Origin of the sequence: Sphingomonas elodea ATCC 31461 (assembly GCF_000226955.1) — a bacterium.
GTDB classification, from domain to species: Bacteria; Pseudomonadota; Alphaproteobacteria; order Sphingomonadales; family Sphingomonadaceae; genus Sphingomonas; species Sphingomonas elodea.
The window spans coordinates 1-22,274 of record NZ_AGFU01000078.1; the positions used below are offsets into that span (position 1 = coordinate 1).

Genomic DNA, 22,274 nt, shown 5'->3' on the forward strand with positions numbered 1-22,274 from the left:
CCCCCCCCCGCCCCGTCAGCCGGCCTGCGGGTCGAGGATGTCGAGCGCGGCCTGGGCGAACTCGTGGAAGACCCGCTGCCAGTGGGCCGCCGCCTGATCTAGCGGTACGTCGTCGAGCGTGCCGCTGCGCCTGCTGTCCCACAGCGCGCGGGCGAGATCCTCGACCAATGCCTCACGATCGTTCGCGGTGCAGATCCTGCAGCGGCCGGTTGGATGATCGTGCGGGTTGTCGACTCGGGAACGCATGGCCTAATAGTGTTCTAGTTATGTTCCATTCACAACCCGGTCCATTCGGTGCCCGCCCATGAGTGCCAACCATCGCTATGAGACGCTGAGCGACATCACGCGCAGGGGCTTCAACGTGCTGGTGCAATGTGGTTGCGGGCATAGCGCGGTGATCGATGCGCGGCGCCTTGAGCGCTGGTATCGATGCCATCGCTGGTCGACGTCTCTGCACCTGCTCCGCGATCACCTGTACTGCCTCGCGTGCGGCGGCAGGCCAGCCGGCGCGAAGGTGCGCCCCTGCGCCCAGGAGCCGACTGCGCCAAACCGCTTCCCGAATACCGAGGAGCAATGGGAGCGGCTAGTTCGTGGCTTGCGATCCTGAGGGATGGGGATCGACATAGATCGCGGAGCAGAATAGTTTTGTTAACGAAGGGAGAGTTTAATGAGCAACGACAGACGCGAGCAACGGAGTTCCCGCCCAACGATGCCGCCTGCACGGGATGACCAAGCTTCAACGCGCCCGATCACGCTGCCGCCCACGCAAACGACTGAACGCCCTGCGCGTCCGCCGAAGTGAACATCATGAGCGACAAGCCCAGATACATTCCGGATTCAGTCAATCCGAGAATTCCGCCGCCGCCGCCGCCAAAGCCCTCGGAAGCGCCGCCACCAGCGCGACCGCCCGCTTGAGCTGGGTGTCAGCCTCAGCTGAACACGCTTGATCGCGGAGGCGGGGACATAGGTGAGCATGTCCCCGTCGACATGTAGAACGTCCGTTCTGTCGACCCATTCGCCACCTGCTGGCCTTTCAGCGGTCACGTAGAATGCGATGCTGCCATCTAGACCATAGATGCAGGGCGCAAAGGGCGAGTGCTCAAACAGTCGCGTATCTTCGCACATAAGCGTGCGGCCTCCATCTAGATCGACAACGATCTGTGTAGGGGCGATATTGGTTTCGGTGGCGGTCACCGTGAGCCACGCTGTTGGGATATCGTCCGTCCAGCTGACATTCAGCTCTCGCAAGGCTACGCGGCTCCAGCGCATGCCGCGCCATCTCCAGAACGCACCAATCAGCACAGTGCTAGCCACCGCCGTGGTCGGTCGCCAGAACGGGTGCTTCCATGCGACGAGGAAAGCTGGAGCGTCGGGTGCCCAAAGCATAACCGCGGTTGAGACCAGACCAAAAGCGATTGATCGGAAGAATACTTCCAGCGGCGTATGATGCTGCCTTATACCAGCATACGCTACTAGATACGCGAGATACCCGCCACCCAGCGCTATCTGGATGTGCAGCGGCAGTCCAAGCAACTTTTCGTCCATAATTGGACTCTAACGATCAACTGCATGACAGCAAGATCCGGGGCGTCTTGGCACGTCGACGCCCGATCTTTGGCCATTGCAGCCTTATGCGGCCGACGCCATCGGCTGCCGCTCGCGGAACCGGATCACCTCGCGGCCGGTCAGCTCGTTGATCTGCAGCAGCCGCACCTGCAGCGGCACGATTTCCAGCTGGAAGAACATGTCGACCGCCTGGAGCGGATTGCCGAAGCCGCTGGAGCCCTGCGCCGGCACGATGCCGAGCACCTGGGGCGGCGTGCGGTGCGCGGCGAGCACATCGTCGCGCGTCGCGTTCTTGATGCCGAGGAACTCGTCCTTCGCGCCCACCTCGGCGATCGGCAGGATCTTGAGGCTTCCTTCCTTGCCGTTGGGCGCATGCACGAACAGGTTGCGGAAGTTGCCCGGCCCCCGTGATGCCTTGAGCGCGCCCTTCAGCGCCTCGGTGTCGTTCTGGTCGATCTCGCCGGTGGCGTAGAGGATGTACCCGGCATGGCTGCCGTTCAGATAATAGCGGCGGCGGAACAGGGTCGCGGCCTCGTTCAGCAGCGCCGACTGCAGCGCGCTGAGATATTCCGGCACGCCGTAAATCTCCTGGTTCACGTCCGGCTGGCGGACCTGCACCACACTGCCAGGCATGAACTCGGTCTCGTCGCGGTTGCCGGGCACATAGAAGAACCGCCCCTCCTCCACCCCGCGCCGGGTGTATTTGGCGATGGCGTGCTCATAGCGCAGCACGCCGCCCAGCACGTTCCGGCGCTCCTCCAGATAGCCGTTGCCGAAGACGAGGAAATCCTGCGCCATCGCTTCGAAGGCCGCGGTGCTGAGCAGCGGCGACGGCTCGAAGGATGCGACCAGCAGGTTGCGCTTGAGCATGATGGCGCTGCTGTGGTGCGGCGAGACGCGGAACGCGCGCGCCAGGCCGTCGAGCGGCACCGGCGGCTCGTACCAGCGGCCATTGTGCCAGCATTCGGCCATGTCGAGCAGCTCGCGCCGATTGAGCACCGGCTCCGGATCGCCGAAGCTGAACGCCATGCCCGCCGAGCTGCGCTCCGCCGGCATATGGTCGTTCGCCGGCACCAATGCCCCAGACGAGGCCGCTCCCGCTTCCTGCCGGGACATTGCCCGCGTCCGGTTCCGCTTCGCCATCGACAATCTCCATGCGCGTCTTCGGCCGCGCGCTGCCGTCCAGAGGTTCGTTGATCAGGATGTGCATCACCGCCCAGGCCAGATCGCCGTGGCCGATGTCCTCGTCGCCGCGGCTGGTCTTGAAGGTGAGCGCGCGGCCCGAGCCGGTGAGCGCCTTCTTGATCGAGAGGAACGACGACTGCACGTCGATCCACCCGGCATCGAACTCGATGCGGCCGCGCGCGAAGCTGTGCTGCGCCTTCATCACCAGCGCCGATTTCGTCTCGAGCGAATATTCGATCTTGGTGCAGCCGCGCACCTTGTCGCGCAGCAGCTGATAGACCGCGGCGCCCACGCCCGTGGCGTCGATGCCCAGATAGGTGCAGTTGTACCGCGCCAGCCTGGCCTGGATGAACTCGGCCTGTGCCTGGAAGTCGAGCCCGCGCAGCTGGTATTTCTCCAGCAACCGGAACTTGCCCGCCGGCCCCTCGGGCGGCAGCGCGATCACCAGCGCGGCATTGTCGCCGTTCTCGCTCTCCTGCGGATCATAGCCCGCCCACACTGCGCGCGTGCCCACGGGCCGCGCGGCGAGCAGGTTGATGTCGGTCCAGTCGACATCGGCGTCCACGGTCGCCTTCTGCAGTTCGTTGAACTTGAACGCCGAGAGGCTGTCGTCGACGAACTGGCACATCAGCAGGTTGGCGAATTCGTCCGGCGCATATTCGATGCGCAGCTCGTCCAGATCGAACAGGTCGCAGCCGCGCGCCTCCGCGTCCTCGATCGTCACGATCTGGCGCCAGATATTGTCCTCACACACCACGCCCGCCTTCAGCCGGGCATGGCCGGTGTCGATCGAGATCCGGTTTTCCTTCTTCACCCGCCGGTTGCGGCGCTCGCCGGTCCAATAGGGGTGCGCCTGGTGCGCGACGGTGGACGGCGTCGAGAAATAGGTCTTCCGCCACTTCTTGTGCATCGCCATGCCGCTGGCGACCTTGTTCAGTTCCTCGAAGCCATAGGTCCAGAAGAATTCGTCGAAGTAGAAATTGCCGTGATAGCCCTGCGCCGTCCGCGCGTTCGTGCCCAGGAAGATCAGCTGTGGTAGATCCTCGCCCTCGGGCAGCGTCTCGGCGCTGAGCACGATCGGGTCGCCCTGCAGCTTCACGCCCACGCGCGCGGCGAACTGGATGATGTAGTTGCGGAAAATGTGCGCCTGGCTCTTCGAGGCGCTGAGGAAAATCATGTTGCCGCGCCCGCGCAGCGCATCGAGCAGCGCCTCCCGCGCGAAATACCATGTCGCGCCGATCTGGCGGGATTTCAGGATCATGCGGGTGCGCTGGTCGCGCGCGTCCCACCAGTCCTGCTGATAGCCGAACAGCTCGTCGTGGAAGATGCGCTCCAGCTCCTCCACCTGCTCGCGCGTGAAGTGGTTGGTCTTCGCCTTCTTCTTCTCGCCCGCGTTGCGGTTGCCCACCTTCTCGTTCAGATCGCCTTCGTGGCCGCCCGGGGCCTCGTAGCGCCGCACGCGCGCCGCAGCGGTCACCGCGCGCATCAGCAGGTCGATTTCCTTGAAGTCGCCGGGGGTCTTCCTGTCCTTGTCGATCAGGCCGACGATGCGCGCCTCGATCGCGTCCTCGATCTTGGTGAGCGCAGGCGCGTCATCCCACCGATCGCGCTGCCGCCACGATTCCACCGTCGCGCGCGATAGCGCCAGCTCCTCGGCGATCTGGGTGACGGTCCAGAAGCGCCAGTACAGGCTGCGCGCCTTCCTGCGCGCATCCACGGGGATGGGCATCGTCGATGCTGGCAGCGGTTCGTCGGCGGGATGCATGGCGCCGCGAACCTAGCCACGCGCGCGGCCCGCCACTCAGCGGCCCGGCTTGTAAAACCCCGATTTACAAGGCCGCTCGCTTGAGAAGATGCCGGGATCCGGTCCCTGTTCGCCTGGTCAAACGCCGCACTGCCGCGATCATCAAGGGACCAGCATCGCCATGGCCAAACTCTCCAAGTTCTTCCGCGCTCTCGTCGCCGGTCAGACGATCAACGACGGCCGCACGATCACGGACGAGATTATCGACCAGGTGGTCGAGACCTTCAACCGCGACGTCTATTCGCCTCGCATCAACATCGAGCACCTCAGCGGCTTCAGCCCGGAACCGCCCTTCAACGGCTATGGCGATGTCGTCGCGGTCAAGGCGCAGGACGACACGTTCAAGATCGCCGGCAAGGACGAAACCCGCCGCGCGCTCTATGTGCAGGTCGAGGGCAATGATCAGCTGGTCAAGCTCTCGGCCGCCGAGCAGAAGCCCTATCCCTCGGTCGAGCTGACCCCCGACTATGCCGGCACCGGCAAGATCGGCCTGGTCGGCCTGGCCTTCACCGACACGCCGGCCAGCATCGGCACCCAGAAGCTGCAGTTCGCGCGCTCGGCACCCGGCACGCTGTTCAGCGCCTCGACCGAGGCGGTCGCGATCGAATTCGAAGCGGGCTCGGCCGGCATCGCCGAGGCGATCGTCGCCGGCTTCGCGAAGGTGGCCGACATGTTCAAGCGCACCACCGAGGATCCTGCCACGCCGCCGCCGCCCCCGCCGGCCCCGGCCAACCCGCCCGCGAACGACAATATGGACTTCGCGGCCTTCACCAAGGCGATGGGCGATGCGGTCGCCGCAGCGGTGAAGCCCGCGCACGACGCCATCGCCGCCACCCAGGCCGAGCTGGCGAGCCTGAAATCCCAGCTCGAAGGCACGCCCGCCGGGTTCAGCCGTCCGCCGGCCACCGGCGGCACCGGCCAGCACCTCACCGACTGCTGACCGCTTCCCTGCCCGCTTCCCTGCCCGCGCCCCTACCCTCGCATCCCCGGAGCCTCCCCATGCAGAACCAGACCCGCGTGCTGTTCAACGCCTATCTTGGCCAGGTCGCCAAGCTGAACGGCCTCGACGGCAATTTCTTCGCGAACGGCTCGACCGAGATCAAGAAGTTCGCCGTCGCCCCGGCGATCGAGCAGCGCCTGCAGGCCAAGCTGCAGACCACCAGCGACTTCCTCTCGCGCATCAACGTCATCCCCGTGGTGCCGCAGATGGGCGACCGCGTCGGCGTCGGCGTCACCCGCACGCTCGCAGGGCGCACCAACACCGCCGCAGGCCAGCGCCGCACCCCCACCAGCCCGTTCGGCAGCGACACCATCGACCAGTACATCTGCAAGAAGACCGACTACGACTATGCGTGGCCCTATGCGCTGCTCGACGCCTGGGCGCATCGCCCGGAATTCCAGCAGCTCTGCCGCGACGCGGTGATCGTCCAGAAGGCGCAGGACATCATCATGATCGGCTTCAATGGCGTTGACGCCAAGCCCCAGACCGATCGTGCCGCTTACCCGCTGCTGCAGGACGTCAATTTCGGCTGGCTCTACAAGATGCGCACCTATGCCCCGGCGCGGGTGATGTCGCACGGCGGGCTGGATCAGGCGAAGGTCTATGTCTCCGAAACCGGCAATGCCGATTACGAGAATCTCGACGCGCTGGTCTTCGACGTCACCCATAACCTGCTCCACGAGCAGTTCCGCGGCTCGACCGATCTGGTGGTGATCGTCGGCAGCGACCTCGTCCACGAGAAATATTTCAAGATCGTGAGCGAGGCGGGCAACACCGCGACCGAAATGGTCGCGCGCGACGTGCTGATGTCCAGCCGCCAGCTCGGCGGCAAGCCGACCATCATGGTCCCGCACTTCCCGGCCAACGCCCTGATGGTCACCAGCCTGAAGAACCTGTCCTATTACTGGCAGGTCGGATCGGCGCGCCGCAACGTCGTCGAGGAATCGAGCCTCGACCAGATCGCCAACTACGAGTCGGTGAACGACGCCTTCATGGTCGAGGAATACGGCAAGGCCGCCCTGGTCGAGAACATCCAGCTTGGCCCGAAGAGCTGAGGCTCTGCGCCAAGCCTGCCCGCCCTTTCCCGAACCAGCACCGGAACGCATCATGAGCCCCGCTCGCCAGCACCGTGAACGCTTCGCCCAAGCGGCCAAGCCCGATCACGCCAACCCGATCGTTGCCGCGCCCCAGGGAGAGGGCGGGCAGGAGCCCGCGCTCGCGATCGTTACCGCCAGCCCCGCGCGCCTGCATGCCCTGCAGCACGCGGCGCTGGCCGCGGTCGACGATCCCGGCACAATTGACCCCGCACTCGGCGACGGGCCGGACGCGCAGATCCAGCTGCGCCTGGTCCACGACATGCGCCGGCTGAAGGGCATTCAGTCGATCGAGAAGAAGATCGAGGCAAAGCGCGAAATGCTGCCGGCCTATCGCAATTGGGTCATGGCGCGCGTGACTGCCGCGCGCGAGACCGGCAGGGCCGTGGCAGATGGCGTGATCCCCACCATCATGGTCTGGCTGATCGACGTTGGTGAGTATCGCGGTGCACTCGAGCTGGCGGAATACATGCTTCGCCACGATCTGCCGATGCCGGCGCGCTACCAGCGCACCACCGCCGCCCTGGTCGCGGAGGAAATCGCCACCGCCGCCGCCAAGGCGCAGGCCGCAGGCAGCCGCTTCGATCTTAACATCCTTGTCGATACCAAGATCCTGACCGCCGACGCGGACATGCACGATCAGATCCGCGCCAAGCTGTTCAAGGCGATCGGCATGGAGACGGCGCACGATGCGGAAGCCGGGAAAATCGACGCCTTCGGCACGGCGCTCGAAGCTCTGCGCCGTGCGCAGCAGCTTGACGATCGCGTCGGCGTGAAGGGCCGCATCAAGCAGATCGAGAAGGCGCTCGAAGCCGTCACGGCTGAGACCGCCCAGAACACCCCGCCCGCCCAGGGCGCCTGACCAGCTCGCCCCCCGGCGCTCGGGGGCGGATCGCGCGCGACGGGAGGGCCTTCGGGCTGAGGGCCGTCGCGGACCCGGTCCCCACCCCCGTTTGCCGGGGGCGCCACCCACGGAGACCAGCCGATGCTCATCATCTACATGCTGCTTGCCATCGGGTTGGCGCTCTGCACCGCTGCGGTCCTCTTCGCGTCGATCTACTTCCTCTTCGCTGAAAACATCCGCACCCGCCTGCAAACTGCCTCGGTGGTGGTTCTTGGGGCTTTCGGCTTCGTGCTCTGCATGAAAGCCGCCGCGTCGTCGGTATTGGCATGAACGGCTTCGCCTGCGGCCCGATCCTGACGCCGCCGCCTGCGGCCCCCGATGGCGCGCCGATCGTCAATGACGGCTGGTTCCCGAACGTCGATCCCGTCGATCTGCGCAAGGCCCGCCGGATCCCCGGGGACATGCCCGCCGAGCGTCTGCGCGACGCCGTGCGCGAAGCGATGATCTGGGCGAACGACCAGCTCGAAGGCTGGCGCGCCATGCAGACCGCCGCCAGCTTCGCCGAAGTCCCCTCGCCGCCCCTCGACGGCGCCACCCGCAACATCGTGCTGTATCAGCTCGCCGTCGGCGCCTGGACGAAGGCGCTGCTGGTCGAGCGGCAGCGCGACGTAGATCTCACCGGCGCCGGCCAGCGCAAGGTGGAGGAGCTGGACGCCTCGGTCGGCGAGCTTCGCCGCGACGCGCTGCACGCGGTGCGCGGCATCCTCGGCCAGACCCGCACCAACGTCGAGCTGCTCTGATGGCGGACATGCTCACCGCGCGCCAGGGCGACACGCTGGACGAATTGCTGTGGCGCGAGCGCGGCCTCGGCCCCGAGGCGCTCGATGCCGTGCTCGCCGCCAATCCCGGCCTTGCCGATCACGGCCCCATCCTCCCGATCGGCACGCCGGTCACCCTCCCCGTCATCGCCGCCCAGGCACAGCCGGTGCGCGAGACGGTCCAGCTCTGGAGTTGACCATGGAACAGAAGATCGCGGCCCTGCTCGATGCGTTCCTCGCCCTGCTGTCGGGCATTGCCCCCGGCGCGATCGGCGCGGCGGTGGGCCTCGCCTGGCGCAAGGGCCTCACCTGGGGCGAACGCTTCACCCAGCTCGCCGTGGGCATCATCGTCTCATGGTTTGCCGCTCGCGCGATCGGCGCCCTCTGGCCGCTCGATCCCTTTGTGCTGCAGGGCATCGCCTTCACCATCGGCATGATCGCCTTCGAGGCCACGCCCCGCTTCATCGCGGCGGCGGCCGACGTCGCCGGCACCATTCCGGCGACGCTGCGCGACCGCTTCTTCGGCAAGGGAGGCGATCAGTGACCTATGATCGCGAAGCGCTTGCCGCCGAGCTGACGCGGGACGAGGGCGAACGGCTCAAGGTCTATCGCTGCACGGCGGGCAAACGCACGATCGGCATTGGCCGCAACCTCGACGATGTCGGGATCTCCAAGGCCGAGACTGCCGCGCTCGGCATCACGCTCGCCAGCGTGCTCAGGAACGGCATCACCCGCGAGCAGTCGCGCGCGCTGTTCGCCAACGACATCGCCGAATGCGAGCGCCAGCTCGATGCCAGGCTGCCCTGGTGGCGCACGCTGAACGGCGTTCGCCAGCGCGTGCTGCTCAACATGTGCTTCAATCTCGGCATCACGCGACTGCTCGGTTTCAGGAACACGCTCGCCAAGATGAAGCGCGGTGACTTCGCCGGCGCCGCCGCCGGCATGCGCGCCTCGCTCTGGGCACGGCAGGTCGGAGACCGAGACGAACGCCTCGCCGCCATGATGGAAAAGGGAACCGTATGATCAAGCTGATCACCGGCGCCTGTCGGGCGCTGCATGCGTGGGCCGGCAACAGCTGGCTGGTCTTGATCGCCCTCGGTGTCGCCACCGCTGCGCTGTACGTCGACGCGCGCCGCACCCGCGCCGATCGCGACGCCTGGGCGAGCTGGGCGCGCGATACCTGCGCCCATGCGGGGGCGCAGACCGCCGCCGCCACGATCGAGCGCACCGACGCCGCCGGCAAGCGCCACAAGGTGGCCATGCCCCGCGGTGCCCTGTGCCGCGAAGCGGTGCAGGACCTGGCCAGGTTCCGTGCCGACACCCTCGCCGCGTCTGCCCGCGTGCTCGGCGCCGCCGCCGCCGAACGCGAAATCAAGGCGGGCCGCGACCGCGCTGCCGCCCAGGCCGAGTCCGGCCAGCGCGCCGCCCTGCGCGCGCTGGTGATCCACGATCGCGACCAGCGCGTCCGCTTCCGCCGCCTGGTCGAGTGGATCGCACCCGGAACCTGCACGCCCGAACCGGAGACCCGTTGAAATGAGCAAAGTCGCCACCGCCGAACTGCAGCAGTCCCAGCTTGATGCCATTGCTGCCCAGGGCGCTGCGATCGACGTGGTGCCGATTGTCCAGGGAACGCCGCTTCCCGCCCCCTCGCGCGCGATCCGCTGCCTCGGGACGGGCGGCACCATTCGAGTTCTCATGGCCTCCGGCGAACAGCGCGATAGCAAGATCGCCGCGGATCAGGTGCTCCCATGGTCGATCACTAAGGTGATCACCGCAGGGACCACCGCGACGCAGCTGGAGGCATGGCTGTGAAGCTGGGCCTTGGTCTCTCGCCGATCATGTTCGCGCTGAAGGCCGCGTTTGTCGCGGTCCTGTCCCGCACGGTTGATCGAACCACCAAGACGACGGATTCCACCCTTTATACGACCGACAGGAGCTGAGCGATGGCGCGGGCAATCATCGGCGTTGGCGACAAGCCCAACGACAACAAGGGCGACACTGATCGCGATGCCTGGATCAAGGCGAACGACAATTTCGAAGAGCTCTACGCGGGGCGCTTGGCATTGCTGGTCAAGACTATGGATTACGTCCTGGCCGCCGCGGATGTCGGGCAACTGCTGATCGCCGATGCCAGCGCGGGTGCCATGCTGTGCACCCTCCCGACGGCCGGCCTCAAAGCCGGCGACCGGCTCTGGATCCGCAAGTTCGATGCGACCGCGAACCGCGTTACCGTCCGTTCCGGCGCGACCGATCTTGCATGGCTCTCCGCCCGCAACGATAGCGTCAGCCTGCTGTGGACCGGTAGTGCTTGGATCCCGATGCACTGGAACATTGCGCCGCTGAGATTCGTCATCACCGGCTCTGGATCCGCCGCCAGCGTCAAACCGCCGCTTGCAACGTCCTTTGACGCGCTGCTGATCGGCGGCGGCGGCGGCGGTGGCAGCGGGCGGTGCGGCGCGCTCTCCACCATCCGTACCGGCGGCGGAGGAGGTGCAGCAGGTGCCGTCCATTATCGCAGCTACCCTGCTAGCATCCACGGCACGACCGAGCAGGTAACGATCGGCGCTGGCGGCGCTCGGGGGGCTGGTGTGGGCACGGCGGCCGCGAACGGGAATCCTGGCACAGCGGGCGGCACGACATTGTTGGGCACTTTCGCCCGCGCAGATGGGGGCGCGGGAGGAGCGGCTGGCAGCGGAGCAAGTGGTGCCGCGGCTGTGGCGAGCCCCAATGGCACCTTTGGCGCCTCCGGTAACGGCTCCGCCGCATCCTCGACTGCGAACGCGGCATCGGGCGGCAGCGGCGCTGCCGGCGGTGGCGGCGCGGGCGGCAGCATGGATGCCAGCAATGTCATCCGCGCAGCAGCGTCCGGTGGTGCTGGATCTGGCAGCGCGGTCAGCGGAACAGCTGCCGGCGCGAACGGCACATGGTCTGTCCCCGCCGGGGGCGCTGGCGCATCGGTGGTCGACACCATCGTCCAGACTGCCGGCGGCGGGGGCGGCGGCGGCGCGGCCCTGACCGGTGCAACGGGCGCTGCCGGCGGATCCGGCGGCACGCCAGGCGGCGGCGGCGGCGGTGGCGGCGCGTGCGACGCCGGCTTCGTTTCGGGTGCGGGTGGGGAAGGCGGGCGCGGCGAAGCGCGCGTCACCTGGTATTTCTGAGGGGGTCTATCGTGGCTGTGTATCTGGTAGTCGATGACCGCGACAATGTGGTCAACCGCGTCGAATGGGACGGGGTCACACCCTATGATCCTTCCCCGATTTTTGGCGAGAATGCGCGCCTCGTGCCCGAACCCCAATCGTCGGTGGGTGAGCATGAACAAGCCGGATAGTCTCCGCTGCATCCTGCTCGCCCATGTGCCGCAGCTGCGCGACGATCCGTCGAAGCTCAGCATGTTCGTCGACCGGGGCCGCGTCGCCGCGCGGCCCGGCTCCTTGGCCTTCGAGTATCGCTATACCCTGAACATCGTGGCGCAGGACTATGCGGGCTCGATCGACGGGCTGATGGTGCCGATCCTCGCCTGGATCTCCGAAGCGCAGCCGGATCTCCTGCAGACGAACCCGCAGGAGCCCTTCCGCTTCGAGTCCGAACTCCTGAGCGCCGACGCGGCGGACGTGTCGATCTGGATCGAGCTGACCGAAATCGTCACCGTGCAGCCGCTCGAAACCGGCGGCTTCACCACCAGCCACCCCGCGCAGACCGGGCTGGTCGACGCCTTCGACGGCGTCGGGTGCGTGTCGCTGCTGCAGTTGCTGCTGCGCGACGTGCCGGCAGACGAGACGCGCCTGGTCGCCGAGCACGCCCAATGAGCGAAGACCTGGCGGAGGTGGAGCGGATCGCGGGCGCGCTGCTGCGCAGCATCGCCCCTACCGAGCGCCGTCGGCTGCTGCGCGTGATGGCCAAGGATCTGCAGCGATCGCAGTCGGACCGGATCGGGCGGCAGCAGAACCCCGATGGCAGCGCCTATGCGGCCCGCAAGAAGAAGCCGGCGCCGCGTCCCGGCAACTATGCGGTGAAGTTCCTCTACCCCAAGAGCGCGCCCGAGCCGCGCCTGGTGCTGATGAAGAGCTGGGTCCACGAAGGCAATCTGCTCACCGGCTTCGACGTCGAGGCCGGCGGCATCCGCAGCTTCTTCTGGGACAAGGTGGACCGCTGGCTCCCGCTGGAGCCGGAGGAGCAGAACAAGGGCGCGGGCAAGTTCCGCCGCAAGGGCAGCATCCGCCGCGCCGCCATGTTCCGCAAGCTGCGCAATGGCCGCAACCTGCGCGCAGGCGCCACCGATCGCGAGGCATGGGTCGGCTTCGCGGGCCGCGTGTCGGAGATCGCCAGCGTGTCGCAGGAGGGGCTTATGGATCGTCCTGCTGCCAAGGCGAAGCCGGTGCGCTATGCGCGTCGCACCTTGCTCGGCGTCACCGACGCCCAGGCCGGGGCGATTCTCGACCTGCTGCTGCGCCACCTCAACCCCTGACCTTGTAAAGCGGGCATTTACAAGGCTTGCCGCTGGCATGTGCTGCCGCCGCGCCCCGACATGGCGGCCATGGCCGATACCTCCGTCACTTTCACCGCGGTCGATCTGTCGCGCCTGCCCGCGCCGAACGTGATCGAGCCGCTCAGCTTCGAGCAGATCTATGGCGAGATGCTCGCCAGCCTGCGCGCGTTCCTGCCGGACTTCGATGCGTCGGTGGAATCCGATCCGGCGGTGATGCTGCTGCGCGTCTGCGCCTATCGCGAGCTGCTGCTGCGCGGGCGGATCAACGATGCGGCCAAGGCGGTGATGCCGGCCTTCGCCACCGGCTCGGATCTCGACCATCTGGCCGCGCTGATGTCGGTGACCCGGCTCGTGCTCGATCCGGGCGATCCGGCGAACAATGTGCCGCCGACCTATGAGGATGATGCCGCGCTGCGCGCCCGCCTGGTCCTCGCCCCCGAGGGCTTCTCGGTCGCAGGCCCGGAGGGCGCCTATATCTTCCATGCCCGCTCGGCCGATGGCGACGTGCTGGACGCGAGCGCCACCAGCCCGGCAGCCGGCCAGGTGCTGGTCACCGTGTTGTCGCGCATCGGCAACGGCACCGCCGCGCCGGACCTTCTCGCCAAGGTCGCCGCCCATGTCTCGGCCGAGACCGTGCGCCCCCTCACTGACGCGGTCACGGTGCAGTCGGCCATTATCGTACCCTACCAGATCACCGCCTCGCTCACGACGTTCAGCGGCCCGGATGGGTCGATCGTGCTCGCCGAGGCGCAGCGGCGCATCGAGGAGTATCGGGCGCGCCAGCACCGCCTGGGCGTCGATATCACCCGCTCCGGCATTTTCGCGGCGCTGCACGCGGAGGGCGTGCAGAACGTCAACCTGTCGTCTCCGGCGGCGGACATCGTGGTCGACCGAACGCAGGCGGCATACTGCACCGGCGTCACCCTCACCTATGCCGGCACCGGCGAATGAGCGGGAGCCTGCTGCCCCCCAACGCCACCGCGCTGGAACGCGCGATCGAGAGCGCCGCGGCGCGCATGGGCGATCTGCCGGTGCCGCTGCGCTCGATCATCGATCCGGAAACCTGTCCGCTGCCGCTCCTGCCCTATCTAGCCTGGGCGGTGTCGATCGACGCCTGGTCGAGTGACTGGCCGGAGGAGGTGAAGCGCGCCCGCGTGCGCCGCGCCATCGAGATCCAGCGCCGCAAGGGCACGGCATCGTCGGTGCGGGCCGTGGTCGAATCGTTCGGCGGCGCGGTGGCGCTTCGGGAATGGTGGCAGCTCACACCGCCCGGGCCGCCCCACACCTTCACCATGGCGGTGGAGTTGAGCGGCAATGACGGCGCGCCCGCCACCGCTGCCTTCGCCGATGCCGTGATCGCCGAAGTGCGCCGCACCAAGCCGGTGCGCTCTCAGTTCACCTTCACCCAGGGGCTCCGCTTCAACGGCTCGACCAGCCTGGTCGCCGTGGGCCGTCCCGTCCTCTTCAACCGTCTCCAGTTCGACGCCTGATCGGAGCCCGCGATGCCGTTCACCCTCACCGTCACCAATGCCGGTCGCGCTGCGCTGGTCAATGCCGCCAGGGATGGCACCAATGCCGTGCGCATCGCCTCGGTCGGCGTGTCCGCTGCCGCCTGGGGCCTCTCCGCGACCAGCATCAGCATGCCGGCGGAGATCAAGCGGATCACGACGATCGCGGGCGACGCCGTGGCGGCCGATACCATCCACGTCACGGTGCGCGACGAAAGCAGCGCCGCCTACACGGTGCGCTCGCTCGCCCTGTACCTCGCCGATGGCACGTTGTTCGCCGCCTACACCCAGGCAGCGCCGCTGGTGGAGAAGTCCGCCCAGGCGATGCTGCTGCTCGCCCTGGACGTGCGCTTCGCGGACATCGCCGCCACCAGCCTGACCTTCGGTGCCACCGACTTCCTCAACCCGCCCGCCACCACCGAGATGCAGGGCGTGGTGGAGCTGGCGACCGACGCGGAGGCGAATGCCGGCACCGATGATCGCCGCGCCGTCACCCCCAGGGGGCTGAGCTTCGCGCTGTCCGCGCGGCTGTCGAGCTGGGGCAGTGATATCTGGCGCGCGAGCAACGACGGGGCAGGCTCCGGGCTGGATGCCGACCTGCTCGATGGTCAGCAGGGCAGCTTCTATACCAACATACCCGCGCGGCTCGGCTTCTGGCCGGTGCGCCAAGGCACGGGCGCGGGGCAATTGCCGAACACCATCCATATCGGCTGGTCGGGCACGCGCCTTAAAGCGACGGTCGACACGACGGATATCGGCAATATCGTCTTCGATCAGCACATCGCCGATGTCTGGCGCGCCTCCAATGACGGCGCGGGGTCCGGCCTCGATGCGGACCTGCTCGACGGCCAGGACAGCAGCTTCTACATCAATATCCCGGCCCGGCTGGGCTACACACCGGCCAATCGCGCGGGCGATACCTTCACCGGCAACATCGCGCTGGCCGGAGCCGGATCGAACATCTTCTACTTCGAGAGCGTCGCCGGCGCCTTTTCGTTCCTCCGCTTTCAACGGAGTGGGCGCGTCCGGTGGGACGTCGGCATGAACGCAAGCGCGGAGGCAGGCGGCGCCACCGGCAGCGATTTCTTCATCAATCGCTTCGACGACGCCGGCAACGTGATCGACACCCCCTTCCTGATGTACCGCGCGACGGGCGAGCTGCGCCTGCAGGGCGGCCGCGCCTGGCATTCGGGCAACGATGGAGCCGGATCTGGTTTGGATGCCGACCTGCTGGATGGGCAGGACAGCAGCTTCTACACCAACATCACCGCTCGCCTGGGCTACACGCCGGCCAATCGGTCCGGCGACACCCTCGGTCGAATGACCTTCGCCTCCGGAGCCACAGGCAATAACGGCATCGGAACAGTCACGCCGTTCCTCGGAGAAGTGGAAATCAAGGGGAATGGGACAGGGGCCGCGATGCTCTCGTTCCACCGCACTGGCGCATTCGCAACATACCTTGGGCTCGACACGGACAACGCCTTGAAGATCGGCGGCTGGAGCCATGGAGCGAACGCCTACACGATCTGGCATGCCGGAAACGACGGCTCCGGCTCAGGGCTGGATGCAGACGCGCTCGATGGTCAGGACGGCAGCTTCTATACCAACATTCCCGCGCGCCTCGGCTTCTGGCCGGTGCGCCAGGGCACAGGCGCAGGGCAACTGCCGAACACCATCCATATCGGCTGGTCCGGCACGCGCCTGAAAGCGACCGTCGACGCGTCGGACATCGGCAATATCGTCTTCGACCAGAACATCGCCGATGTCTGGCGCGCCTCGAATGACGGCGCGGGCTCCGGCCTCGATGCGGATCTGCTCGACGGACGGCAGGCCAGTGACTTCGTCCTGCAGAACGATGGCGCTCGCTTTGGATCGAACGCGAACGGCTATTGGGAGCGGCGCCCGAACGGCGTGATCGAGCAATGGGGAACGATCAACGGCCCGTTCACCGAGGGGCAGCAGTTCGTCACCTTCCCGATACCGTTCACCAATGCGGACTCGGTCAACATCTCGGCCACAGGCGTGAACAACTTCGCCAACAACCGCTTCGACATCACCATCCAGCGCGTATCCCGGTCGGCCGAAGGGTGCTCGCTGATGGTCCAGTACACGGCCGCTTCGACCTCGATCAATCAGATCGACGCGATCGACTGGCGCGCCGTGGGCATTTGAGCAGGAGGAACTACCCATGAAGTGGACGATCAACAGCGTTGCGCTCCCGACCGTCAGCGTCACCTTCGAGCATGCGGGCATCACCCATACCCGCGACGTCAACGCGGTACTCAATGCCCGCGGCAAATATGACGCGGCGGCTACCGAGGCGCGGATTGCCGACGTGGCCGCCGGTGTCGAGGTGAAGATCGCAGCCGGCGCGATCACCAATCCGCCGCCCGCGCCGGACACGACGCCTGCCGCCGCGAAATAGCCTCGCCTTGTAAGTCGGGCATTTACAAGCCCGCACCCGCGCATGTTCGCGGTGCCGGCGGCACAGTCCGGCACCGTGAACGATCTCAACGATCCCCGCCGCCTGATCGGCAACCTGATGCGCCTGGGCACGATCGACAGCCTCGATCTTGCCCAGGGCACGGTGCGCGTCCGCGTCGGCGATCTCCTCACGGACGATATCCCCTTCGCGGCGCCGCGCGCGGGCGCGGTGCGGATCTGGTCGCCGCCCAGCATGGGCGAGCAGGTGCTGCTCTTCTGCCCGGAAGGCGATGTTCAGGCCGGCATCATCCTCGGCGCCCTGTTCAGCGACGCGCACCCCGCCCCCGCCAGCGATGCTTCGTGCCTGATCGACTTCCCCGATGGCACGCGGATTTCCTACGATCCCCAGGCGCACAAGCTCGCCATCACGATCGCAGCCGGCGGCGCGGCCGAGATCACCGCCCCCGGCGGGCTCACCGTCAATGCCGACATGACGCTCAACGGCAAGCTGTACGCGACGGGCAAGATCACCAGCACCGCAGACGTGGTGGGCGGCGGCAAGAGCCTTGCCACCCACAAGCATATGCAGGTGCAGCCCGGCGGCGGCGTCTCGGGGGTGCCGCAATGAGGGGCATGTCCTCCGCCACCGGCAAGCCGCTCGAAGGCGACGCGCACCTCTCGCAGTCGGTCGGCCGCGTGCTCAGCACCCCGATCGGCTCCGTACCCTGCCTGCGCGACTTCGGCTCGCTGCTGTCCGAGCTGGTCGACCAGCCCGCCAACCCGGCGAGCCGGATTCGGATCTTCGCCGCGACCGCACTGGCGCTCAAGCGCTGGGAGCCGCGGATCAAGGTGACCCGCATCGCGCTCGAACAGCCGGCCCCCGGTAAGGCGACCGTGATCGTCGAGGGCACCCGCACCGATCAGCCGCGCGCCACCCTGCGCACCCGCATCACCGTGCCGCTCGCCTCCCGCAGCGGCCTCACCGTCTACGCTTAGGAGACCGCCCATGGCATTTCAGCACGGCATCAGCATCACCGAAGACAGCACCGGCACGCGCAGCCTGGTCGCCGCCGCGACGGCGGTGATCGGCATGGTAGTGACCGCCCCTGCCGCCAAGGCGGACGTCTTCCCGCTCAACAAGGCGGTGCTGGTCACCGATCCCGAAGCGGCGCTCGCCGATGCCGGCACGACGGGCACGCTGCCCAATGCGCTGCGCGCCATCGCCGATCAGGTGCGCTGCCCGATCGTGATCGTCCGCGTGGCCGAAGGGGCGAATGCCGGCGAGCTGGCCGCCAATGTGATCGGCACCACCACCGCCCAGGGCATCAAGACCGGCATGCAGGCGCTGCTCGCCGCCGAGGCACAGCTAGGGGTGAAGCCCCGCATCCTCGGTTGCCCCGGCCTCGATACCCAGGCCGTCACTACGGCGCTGGTGGTGGTGGCGAAGAAGCTGCGCGCGATGGTCTATGCCGCGGCGATCGGCGGCGACATCAGCGCGGCGAAGGCGTACCGCACCAACTTCTCGGCGCGCGAGCTGATGCTCATCTATCCCGACTTCTACGCGACCGACGCCGTCAACGGCACGCCCGTGGTGAGCTACGGCGTCGCCCGCGCACTCGGCCTGCGCGCCCGCATCGATCTGGAGCAGGGCTGGCACAAGACGATCAGCAACGTGCCGGTGGACGGCGTGATCGGCCTCACCAAGGATATCCAGTTCGACATTCAGGATTCCGGCAGCGAGGCCAATCTGCTGAACGAATCGCAGGTCTGCGCGCTGGTGCGTGCCGGTGGCGGCTTCCGGATCTGGGGCTCGCGCACCTGCTCCGAAGATCCGCTGTTCGCCTTCGAGAGCGCGACGCGCACCGCCCAGGTGCTGCTCGATACGATCGGCCGGGGCATGATGTGGGCGATCGACAAACCGCTGCGCCCCAGCCTCGCCAAGGACATCGTCGAGACGATCAACGGCGAGCTGCGGCAGATGACGCTGGCCGGCCAGCTCCTCGGCGGCAAGGCGTGGTTCGACGCGACCCGCAACCCGATCGACCAGCTGAGCGCCGGCAAGCTGCTGATCGACTATGATTACACGGCGGTGCCGCCGCTCGAAGCGCTCGGCCTCAATCAGCGGATCACCGACAGCTATTTCGCCGATTTCGCGGCGGCCGTCGCCGCCTGACCGCCTTCCTTCCCGCTCTCATCGAAAGGCTGAACCATGGCCCTCCCGCGCAAGCTGAAAGACATGAACCTGTTCTCGGAAGGGAACGAGTATAAGGGCACCGCCAGCAGCGTCACCCTGCCAAAGCTCACCCGCAAGCTCGAAGACTATCGCGGCGCCGGCATGGACGGCACGGTCAAGCTCGACATGGGCGCCGAGGCGATGGAGATGGAATTCACCCTCGGTGGCCCCGAACTCTCCATCCTGCGCCAATATGGGCTGCCCGGCCTCGCCGGCACCTTTCTCCGCTTCTCCGGCGCGTGGCAGCGGGAAGATACTGGTGATGTCGACGTGATCGAGGTGACCGTGCGCGGCCGGTACGAGGAACTGGACTTCGGTGAAGCCAAGATCGGTGAAGGCGGCGAGTTCAAGTGCAAGTTCGCCCCTGTCTATTATCGGCTCGACTGGAACGGCCAGGAGGCAATCGAGATCGACGTGCTGAACGGGGTGTTTCGTATCTTCGGCGTGGATCGCTTCGCCGCCATTCGCGCCGCGGTCTCCTGACCCGCGCGCCGCTCCATCCCCTCTGATCGAAAGGCTTTCCCATGTCCGCAATCACCAGCAGCTTCACCCTGGACGAAGCGATCATCGTCGGCGGCGAGGAGAAGATCGCCGCCGGTACCACCATCACCGTGCGCAAGCCCGGCTCGGGCGAGCTGCGCGGCCTGGCGCTGCAGAACCTCCTGCAGCTCGACGTCGCCTCGCTGCAGACGCTCGCGCCCCGCATCACCGCGCCGGTGCTGCTCAAGCCGTTCGTGGATGCCATGGCGCCCAGCGACCTTCTCCAGTTCGGCACCGAGGTGGTGGATTTTTTGCTGCCGAAGGCAGCGAAGCCGGCCTCCCCAACCGCGTAGACGATGTGATGGCAGACGTGGCGGCGGTCTTTCACTGGCCGCCGCCCGTCATGGACGTGATGGGGCTCGCCGAGCTGATGGGCTGGCACGCCCGCGCGATCGAGCGGCTGAAGGCCCTCAACGGGATTGAGGACTGACGATGGATCGCAATCTCCGCATCCGCATGCTGCTAGAAGCGGGCGACAAGGTCTCCCGGCCGCTTCGTGACATCGCGGGCGGCTCGGGCCGCGCCTCCCGCGCGCTGCAGCAGACCCGCGACCAGCTCGCCGGCCTCAACCGTGCCCAGGCCGATCTGGCATCCTTCCGCACGCTGAAAACCGGCCTGCGCGATACCGAACAGCAGCTCGGCGCCGCGCGCACCCGCGTGGCCGAGCTGGCCCGCCAGATGCAGGCGGCCGAGAACCCCACGCGCAAGCTCGCCCGCGACTTCGAAGCCGCCAAGCGATCGGCGGCCGAGCTGAAGGCCCGCCACGAAAGCGAGAGCGCCGAGCTGCAGCGCCTGCGCACCCGCATGCGCGAAGCCGGCCTCGGCGCCGGCGGCCTCGCCCAGCACGAGCGCAACCTGCGCCAGGCCGTTGCCCGCACCAATGACGAGCTGGCCGAGCAGACCCGCCGGCTGCAGCAGTCCAGCGACCGCGCCCGCCGCATGTCCGCCGCGCGCGAGCGCTTCGGCGCAGCGCAGGGCACCGCCGCCGGCATGGCGGCCAGCGGCTTTTCCGCGATCGAGACCGGCCGCGCCCTGGGCGCGCCGCTGGTCGGCGCCGTCGCCGCTGCGCAGCAGTACGAAGCCGGCATGACCAGCATCGGCCAGAAAGCGGATCTCAGCCGTGGGCAAGCGGCCCGGCTAGGGGAAACGCTCCTTGCGGCCTCGCGGGCCGCAAACCAGATGCCGGAGGCAATTCAGGCCGGTGCTGATGCGCTGACTGGAATGGGCGCGTCCGTACCAGATGCCGTAGCGATGATGACGCCGATCGGTCGCGCGGCGACCGCCTATCACGCGGAGATCGAAGATTTGTCTCGCGCGGCCTTTTCGGCGACTTCGAACCTCAAAATCCCGGTAGCTGAAACCTCGCGCATTATTGATGTGATGGCGCAGGCTGGAAAGGCTGGCGCTTTCGAAATCAAGGATATGGCACAGCATTTCCCGATGCTAACCGCCGCCTATCAGGGGCTCGGACAGACCGGGGTCAACGCAGTTGCAGACCTTTCGGCCGGACTTCAAATCTTCATGAAAGGGACGGGCGACGGCGCCACCGCAGCGACGAACATGAGCAACGTCCTGCAGAAGATTAGCTCGCCCGCAACAGTGCGCGCCTTTGCCAAGATGGGCGTTGATCTCCCTAAATCACTGAAGAAGCTCTACGCCGAAGGTAAAACGCCCCTCGAAGCCATCGCAGAACTGACCAATAAGACGCTGAAAGGCGATCTTTCGAAGCTGGGCAACCTGTTTGAAGATTCCCAGGTGCAGCAGGGCTTGCGCCCGCTGATCCAGAACATGGACGAATATCGCCGCATTCGCGCGGAAGCTGCCAAGGCGAAGGGCGTTACCGACACCGACTTTGCGCAGCGCATGAAGGACTCCGCTGAACAGACGAAGCGGCTGCAGGTAAACACAGCAACACTGGGCATTACGCTCGGCGCCAAGCTGCTGCCCACCGTCAACGCGGTGCTGGAGCGGGCAAACGCCTTCACGGATCGGGTGGCGAAATGGACGGCCGCCAATCCGGGGCTCGCCAAGGGACTCCTATTGGGCGCAGCCGCATTCGCAACGCTGTTCTTGGTGCTGGGCGGCGGAGCCATTTTGATCGCGGGTTTGGCTGCACCGTTCGCCGCGCTTTCGGCGACCGCCACGCTGCTCGGAGTGGGCATGTTGCCGCTGATCGGCATCGTTGGCGGCGTGGTGCTGGCCGTCGTCGGCTTGATCGCCGCTGGATACGCAATCTACGCCAACTGGGATAAAATCAAAGCGTGGTTCGGAGGGCTCTGGGAAGGGTTCAAATCCGCTGTCTCGCAGGGCGTGCAGTTCATGGGCCGGATCCTGCTCAGCTTCACGCCGCAGGGCCTGATGGTGCAGGGCTTCATGGCCCTGCTCGCCTGGATGCGCGGGCCGCTGGGGCAACGGATGATCACCGCCGGCGGCGATATCGTGCGCGGCATCATCACCGGCATCGTGGGGATGCTCGGGCAGCTCAAGAACACGATCGTGGGTGCCGCCTCGTCGGCAGCGAGCTGGTTCAAGAGCAAGCTCGGCATCCACTCCCCGTCCCGCGTCTTCGCGTCGTTCGGCGGGTTTATGATGGAGGGCCTCGATCAGGGCCTTGCCCGCGATCAGGATCGTCCGGTGGAGCGGATCGACCGGATCGCCAACAGTCTCACCGCCGCGATGGGGCGAAGCCGCGCGCCCATGCTGCAAGCGCCGCCGCCTGCCGCGTCGTTGGCGCGAAGTCAGGACGGTACGCTTGCGCGGCTCGCGCGCGGG

Annotated in this window: 29 protein-coding genes and 1 pseudogene; 26 read left to right on the top strand and 4 right to left on the bottom strand. The window is 67.1% G+C overall.

What is annotated here, in order from left to right; all coding sequences use genetic code 11:
• Positions 1 to 15: 15 nt before the first annotated feature.
• Positions 16 to 246, bottom strand: a complete 231-nt coding sequence (locus tag KK7_RS22705) for a hypothetical protein (protein WP_138983992.1) — start codon at positions 244 to 246, stop codon at positions 16 to 18.
• A 58-nt stretch (positions 247 to 304) separates the two neighbouring features.
• Between KK7_RS22705 and KK7_RS22710 the strand changes: the two genes are divergently transcribed.
• Positions 305 to 607, top strand: coding sequence for a hypothetical protein (locus KK7_RS22710; protein ID WP_138983993.1), 303 nt, complete (start codon positions 305 to 307; stop codon positions 605 to 607).
• A 230-nt stretch (positions 608 to 837) separates the two neighbouring features.
• Here the strand turns inward: KK7_RS22710 and KK7_RS22715 are convergent, their stop codons facing one another.
• The 3 genes and pseudogenes from KK7_RS22715 to KK7_RS21120 form a co-directional block, all read right to left on the bottom strand.
• On the bottom strand, positions 838 to 1,545 hold the full coding sequence (locus tag KK7_RS22715) for a hypothetical protein (protein WP_138983994.1): 708 nt from the start codon (positions 1,543 to 1,545) through the stop codon (positions 838 to 840).
• 84 nt (positions 1,546 to 1,629) lie between these two features.
• The gene (locus tag KK7_RS21115) at positions 1,630 to 2,622 is read right to left on the bottom strand and encodes a phage portal protein (RefSeq protein WP_337459588.1); all 993 of its coding nucleotides are present in this window, start codon (positions 2,620 to 2,622) and stop codon (positions 1,630 to 1,632) included.
• A 109-nt stretch (positions 2,623 to 2,731) separates the two neighbouring features.
• Positions 2,732 to 4,516 (bottom strand): annotated as a pseudogene (locus KK7_RS21120) (terminase large subunit domain-containing protein); the annotation flags it as partial.
• A 160-nt stretch (positions 4,517 to 4,676) separates the two neighbouring features.
• On the opposite strand from KK7_RS21120, the gene KK7_RS0117740 reads away from it, so the two are divergent.
• The 25 genes from KK7_RS0117740 to KK7_RS21670 all read left to right on the top strand — a co-directional run.
• Positions 4,677 to 5,495, top strand: coding sequence for a GPO family capsid scaffolding protein (locus KK7_RS0117740; protein WP_010545987.1), 819 nt, complete (start codon positions 4,677 to 4,679; stop codon positions 5,493 to 5,495).
• 59 nt (positions 5,496 to 5,554) lie between these two features.
• Positions 5,555 to 6,610: a phage major capsid protein, P2 family gene (locus tag KK7_RS0117745; RefSeq protein ID WP_010545988.1), complete on the top strand. Its 1,056-nt coding sequence runs from the start codon at positions 5,555 to 5,557 to the stop codon at positions 6,608 to 6,610.
• 52 nt (positions 6,611 to 6,662) lie between these two features.
• Entirely contained in the window at positions 6,663 to 7,511 is an 849-nt protein-coding gene (gpM, locus tag KK7_RS21125) for a phage terminase small subunit (RefSeq protein WP_010545989.1), read from the top strand.
• A 123-nt stretch (positions 7,512 to 7,634) separates the two neighbouring features.
• Positions 7,635 to 7,823 carry a hypothetical protein gene (locus KK7_RS0117755; protein WP_010545990.1) on the top strand — a complete coding sequence of 63 codons (189 nt, stop codon included), beginning with the start codon at positions 7,635 to 7,637 and terminating at the stop codon, positions 7,821 to 7,823.
• Positions 7,820 to 8,293, top strand: a complete 474-nt coding sequence (locus KK7_RS0117760; protein WP_010545991.1) for a head completion/stabilization protein — start codon at positions 7,820 to 7,822, stop codon at positions 8,291 to 8,293. The genes KK7_RS0117755 and KK7_RS0117760 overlap by 4 nt, the downstream gene beginning before the upstream one ends.
• A complete protein-coding gene (locus KK7_RS0117765) occupies positions 8,293 to 8,508 on the top strand; it encodes a tail protein X (RefSeq protein WP_010545992.1) in 216 nt (71 codons plus the stop codon). The genes KK7_RS0117760 and KK7_RS0117765 overlap by 1 nt, the downstream gene beginning before the upstream one ends.
• 2 nt (positions 8,509 to 8,510) lie before the next feature.
• Positions 8,511 to 8,855 (top strand): hypothetical protein, encoded by a 345-nt coding sequence (locus tag KK7_RS0117770; RefSeq protein WP_010545993.1) that lies wholly within the window; start codon positions 8,511 to 8,513, stop codon positions 8,853 to 8,855.
• Positions 8,852 to 9,334, top strand: coding sequence for a glycoside hydrolase family protein (locus KK7_RS0117775; RefSeq protein WP_010545994.1), 483 nt, complete (start codon positions 8,852 to 8,854; stop codon positions 9,332 to 9,334). Before KK7_RS0117770 ends, KK7_RS0117775 begins: the two co-directional genes overlap by 4 nt.
• Positions 9,331 to 9,843 carry a hypothetical protein gene (locus KK7_RS0117780; protein ID WP_010545995.1) on the top strand — a complete coding sequence of 171 codons (513 nt, stop codon included), beginning with the start codon at positions 9,331 to 9,333 and terminating at the stop codon, positions 9,841 to 9,843. The genes KK7_RS0117775 and KK7_RS0117780 overlap by 4 nt, the downstream gene beginning before the upstream one ends.
• 1 nt (position 9,844) lies before the next feature.
• Positions 9,845 to 10,123 carry a spike base protein, RCAP_Rcc01079 family gene (locus KK7_RS0117785; protein WP_010545996.1) on the top strand — a complete coding sequence of 93 codons (279 nt, stop codon included), beginning with the start codon at positions 9,845 to 9,847 and terminating at the stop codon, positions 10,121 to 10,123.
• A complete protein-coding gene (locus KK7_RS23640) occupies positions 10,120 to 10,251 on the top strand; it encodes a hypothetical protein (protein WP_272941580.1) in 132 nt (43 codons plus the stop codon). The genes KK7_RS0117785 and KK7_RS23640 overlap by 4 nt, the downstream gene beginning before the upstream one ends.
• A gap of 3 nt (positions 10,252 to 10,254) precedes the next feature.
• On the top strand, positions 10,255 to 11,469 hold the full coding sequence (locus KK7_RS23040; RefSeq protein ID WP_010545997.1) for a glycine-rich domain-containing protein: 1,215 nt from the start codon (positions 10,255 to 10,257) through the stop codon (positions 11,467 to 11,469).
• Positions 11,470 to 11,622: 153 nt separating this feature from the next.
• Complete coding sequence (locus tag KK7_RS21130; protein WP_010545998.1) at positions 11,623 to 12,117, top strand: phage tail protein; 495 nt, start codon at positions 11,623 to 11,625, stop codon at positions 12,115 to 12,117.
• The gene (locus KK7_RS0117805; RefSeq protein WP_010545999.1) at positions 12,114 to 12,776 is read left to right on the top strand and encodes a phage virion morphogenesis protein; all 663 of its coding nucleotides are present in this window, start codon (positions 12,114 to 12,116) and stop codon (positions 12,774 to 12,776) included. Before KK7_RS21130 ends, KK7_RS0117805 begins: the two co-directional genes overlap by 4 nt.
• A gap of 69 nt (positions 12,777 to 12,845) precedes the next feature.
• The gene (locus tag KK7_RS0117810; RefSeq protein ID WP_029623409.1) at positions 12,846 to 13,748 is read left to right on the top strand and encodes a baseplate assembly protein; all 903 of its coding nucleotides are present in this window, start codon (positions 12,846 to 12,848) and stop codon (positions 13,746 to 13,748) included.
• On the top strand, positions 13,745 to 14,287 hold the full coding sequence (locus KK7_RS0117815; protein ID WP_010546001.1) for a phage tail protein I: 543 nt from the start codon (positions 13,745 to 13,747) through the stop codon (positions 14,285 to 14,287). Before KK7_RS0117810 ends, KK7_RS0117815 begins: the two co-directional genes overlap by 4 nt.
• 12 nt (positions 14,288 to 14,299) lie before the next feature.
• Positions 14,300 to 16,477 (top strand): gp53-like domain-containing protein, encoded by a 2,178-nt coding sequence (locus KK7_RS21665; protein WP_010546002.1) that lies wholly within the window; start codon positions 14,300 to 14,302, stop codon positions 16,475 to 16,477.
• A gap of 16 nt (positions 16,478 to 16,493) precedes the next feature.
• The gene (locus tag KK7_RS0117825) at positions 16,494 to 16,730 is read left to right on the top strand and encodes a hypothetical protein (RefSeq protein ID WP_010546003.1); all 237 of its coding nucleotides are present in this window, start codon (positions 16,494 to 16,496) and stop codon (positions 16,728 to 16,730) included.
• Between the two features lie 42 nt (positions 16,731 to 16,772).
• Positions 16,773 to 17,357 (top strand): phage baseplate assembly protein V, encoded by a 585-nt coding sequence (locus KK7_RS0117830; RefSeq protein WP_010546004.1) that lies wholly within the window; start codon positions 16,773 to 16,775, stop codon positions 17,355 to 17,357.
• A 5-nt stretch (positions 17,358 to 17,362) separates the two neighbouring features.
• Positions 17,363 to 17,725 carry a GPW/gp25 family protein gene (locus tag KK7_RS0117835; protein ID WP_010546005.1) on the top strand — a complete coding sequence of 121 codons (363 nt, stop codon included), beginning with the start codon at positions 17,363 to 17,365 and terminating at the stop codon, positions 17,723 to 17,725.
• Positions 17,726 to 17,735: 10 nt separating this feature from the next.
• The gene (locus KK7_RS0117840; RefSeq protein WP_010546006.1) at positions 17,736 to 18,902 is read left to right on the top strand and encodes a phage tail sheath subtilisin-like domain-containing protein; all 1,167 of its coding nucleotides are present in this window, start codon (positions 17,736 to 17,738) and stop codon (positions 18,900 to 18,902) included.
• A gap of 36 nt (positions 18,903 to 18,938) precedes the next feature.
• Positions 18,939 to 19,445 carry a phage major tail tube protein gene (locus tag KK7_RS0117845; protein WP_010546007.1) on the top strand — a complete coding sequence of 169 codons (507 nt, stop codon included), beginning with the start codon at positions 18,939 to 18,941 and terminating at the stop codon, positions 19,443 to 19,445.
• Positions 19,446 to 19,486: 41 nt separating this feature from the next.
• Positions 19,487 to 19,795, top strand: coding sequence for a phage tail assembly protein (locus tag KK7_RS0117850; protein ID WP_010546008.1), 309 nt, complete (start codon positions 19,487 to 19,489; stop codon positions 19,793 to 19,795).
• An 8-nt stretch (positions 19,796 to 19,803) separates the two neighbouring features.
• Positions 19,804 to 19,932, top strand: coding sequence for a GpE family phage tail protein (locus tag KK7_RS0117855; RefSeq protein ID WP_010546009.1), 129 nt, complete (start codon positions 19,804 to 19,806; stop codon positions 19,930 to 19,932).
• Positions 19,933 to 19,934: 2 nt separating this feature from the next.
• Positions 19,935 to 22,274: phage tail tape measure protein (locus tag KK7_RS21670; RefSeq protein ID WP_010546010.1), on the top strand; the 2,340-nt coding region annotated here is incomplete at its 3' end.

Coding starts and splice junctions, on each gene's coding strand:
- KK7_RS22705 (WP_138983992.1), bottom strand. CDS start 246: ATGCGTTCCCGAGTCGACAACCCGCACGATCATCCAACCGGCCGCTGC.
- KK7_RS22710 (WP_138983993.1), top strand. CDS start 305: ATGAGTGCCAACCATCGCTATGAGACGCTGAGCGACATCACGCGCAGG.
- KK7_RS22715 (WP_138983994.1), bottom strand. CDS start 1,545: ATGGACGAAAAGTTGCTTGGACTGCCGCTGCACATCCAGATAGCGCTG.
- KK7_RS21115 (WP_337459588.1), bottom strand. CDS start 2,622: ATGCCGGCGGAGCGCAGCTCGGCGGGCATGGCGTTCAGCTTCGGCGAT.
- KK7_RS0117740 (WP_010545987.1), top strand. CDS start 4,677: ATGGCCAAACTCTCCAAGTTCTTCCGCGCTCTCGTCGCCGGTCAGACG.
- KK7_RS0117745 (WP_010545988.1), top strand. CDS start 5,555: ATGCAGAACCAGACCCGCGTGCTGTTCAACGCCTATCTTGGCCAGGTC.
- gpM (WP_010545989.1), top strand. CDS start 6,663: ATGAGCCCCGCTCGCCAGCACCGTGAACGCTTCGCCCAAGCGGCCAAG.
- KK7_RS0117755 (WP_010545990.1), top strand. CDS start 7,635: ATGCTCATCATCTACATGCTGCTTGCCATCGGGTTGGCGCTCTGCACC.
- KK7_RS0117760 (WP_010545991.1), top strand. CDS start 7,820: ATGAACGGCTTCGCCTGCGGCCCGATCCTGACGCCGCCGCCTGCGGCC.
- KK7_RS0117765 (WP_010545992.1), top strand. CDS start 8,293: ATGGCGGACATGCTCACCGCGCGCCAGGGCGACACGCTGGACGAATTG.
- KK7_RS0117770 (WP_010545993.1), top strand. CDS start 8,511: ATGGAACAGAAGATCGCGGCCCTGCTCGATGCGTTCCTCGCCCTGCTG.
- KK7_RS0117780 (WP_010545995.1), top strand. CDS start 9,331: ATGATCAAGCTGATCACCGGCGCCTGTCGGGCGCTGCATGCGTGGGCC.
- KK7_RS0117785 (WP_010545996.1), top strand. CDS start 9,845: ATGAGCAAAGTCGCCACCGCCGAACTGCAGCAGTCCCAGCTTGATGCC.
- KK7_RS23040 (WP_010545997.1), top strand. CDS start 10,255: ATGGCGCGGGCAATCATCGGCGTTGGCGACAAGCCCAACGACAACAAG.
- KK7_RS21130 (WP_010545998.1), top strand. CDS start 11,623: ATGAACAAGCCGGATAGTCTCCGCTGCATCCTGCTCGCCCATGTGCCG.
- KK7_RS0117805 (WP_010545999.1), top strand. CDS start 12,114: ATGAGCGAAGACCTGGCGGAGGTGGAGCGGATCGCGGGCGCGCTGCTG.
- KK7_RS0117810 (WP_029623409.1), top strand. CDS start 12,846: ATGGCCGATACCTCCGTCACTTTCACCGCGGTCGATCTGTCGCGCCTG.
- KK7_RS0117815 (WP_010546001.1), top strand. CDS start 13,745: ATGAGCGGGAGCCTGCTGCCCCCCAACGCCACCGCGCTGGAACGCGCG.
- KK7_RS21665 (WP_010546002.1), top strand. CDS start 14,300: ATGCCGTTCACCCTCACCGTCACCAATGCCGGTCGCGCTGCGCTGGTC.
- KK7_RS0117825 (WP_010546003.1), top strand. CDS start 16,494: ATGAAGTGGACGATCAACAGCGTTGCGCTCCCGACCGTCAGCGTCACC.
- KK7_RS0117830 (WP_010546004.1), top strand. CDS start 16,773: ATGTTCGCGGTGCCGGCGGCACAGTCCGGCACCGTGAACGATCTCAAC.
- KK7_RS0117835 (WP_010546005.1), top strand. CDS start 17,363: ATGTCCTCCGCCACCGGCAAGCCGCTCGAAGGCGACGCGCACCTCTCG.
- KK7_RS0117840 (WP_010546006.1), top strand. CDS start 17,736: ATGGCATTTCAGCACGGCATCAGCATCACCGAAGACAGCACCGGCACG.
- KK7_RS0117845 (WP_010546007.1), top strand. CDS start 18,939: ATGGCCCTCCCGCGCAAGCTGAAAGACATGAACCTGTTCTCGGAAGGG.
- KK7_RS0117850 (WP_010546008.1), top strand. CDS start 19,487: ATGTCCGCAATCACCAGCAGCTTCACCCTGGACGAAGCGATCATCGTC.
- KK7_RS0117855 (WP_010546009.1), top strand. CDS start 19,804: ATGGCAGACGTGGCGGCGGTCTTTCACTGGCCGCCGCCCGTCATGGAC.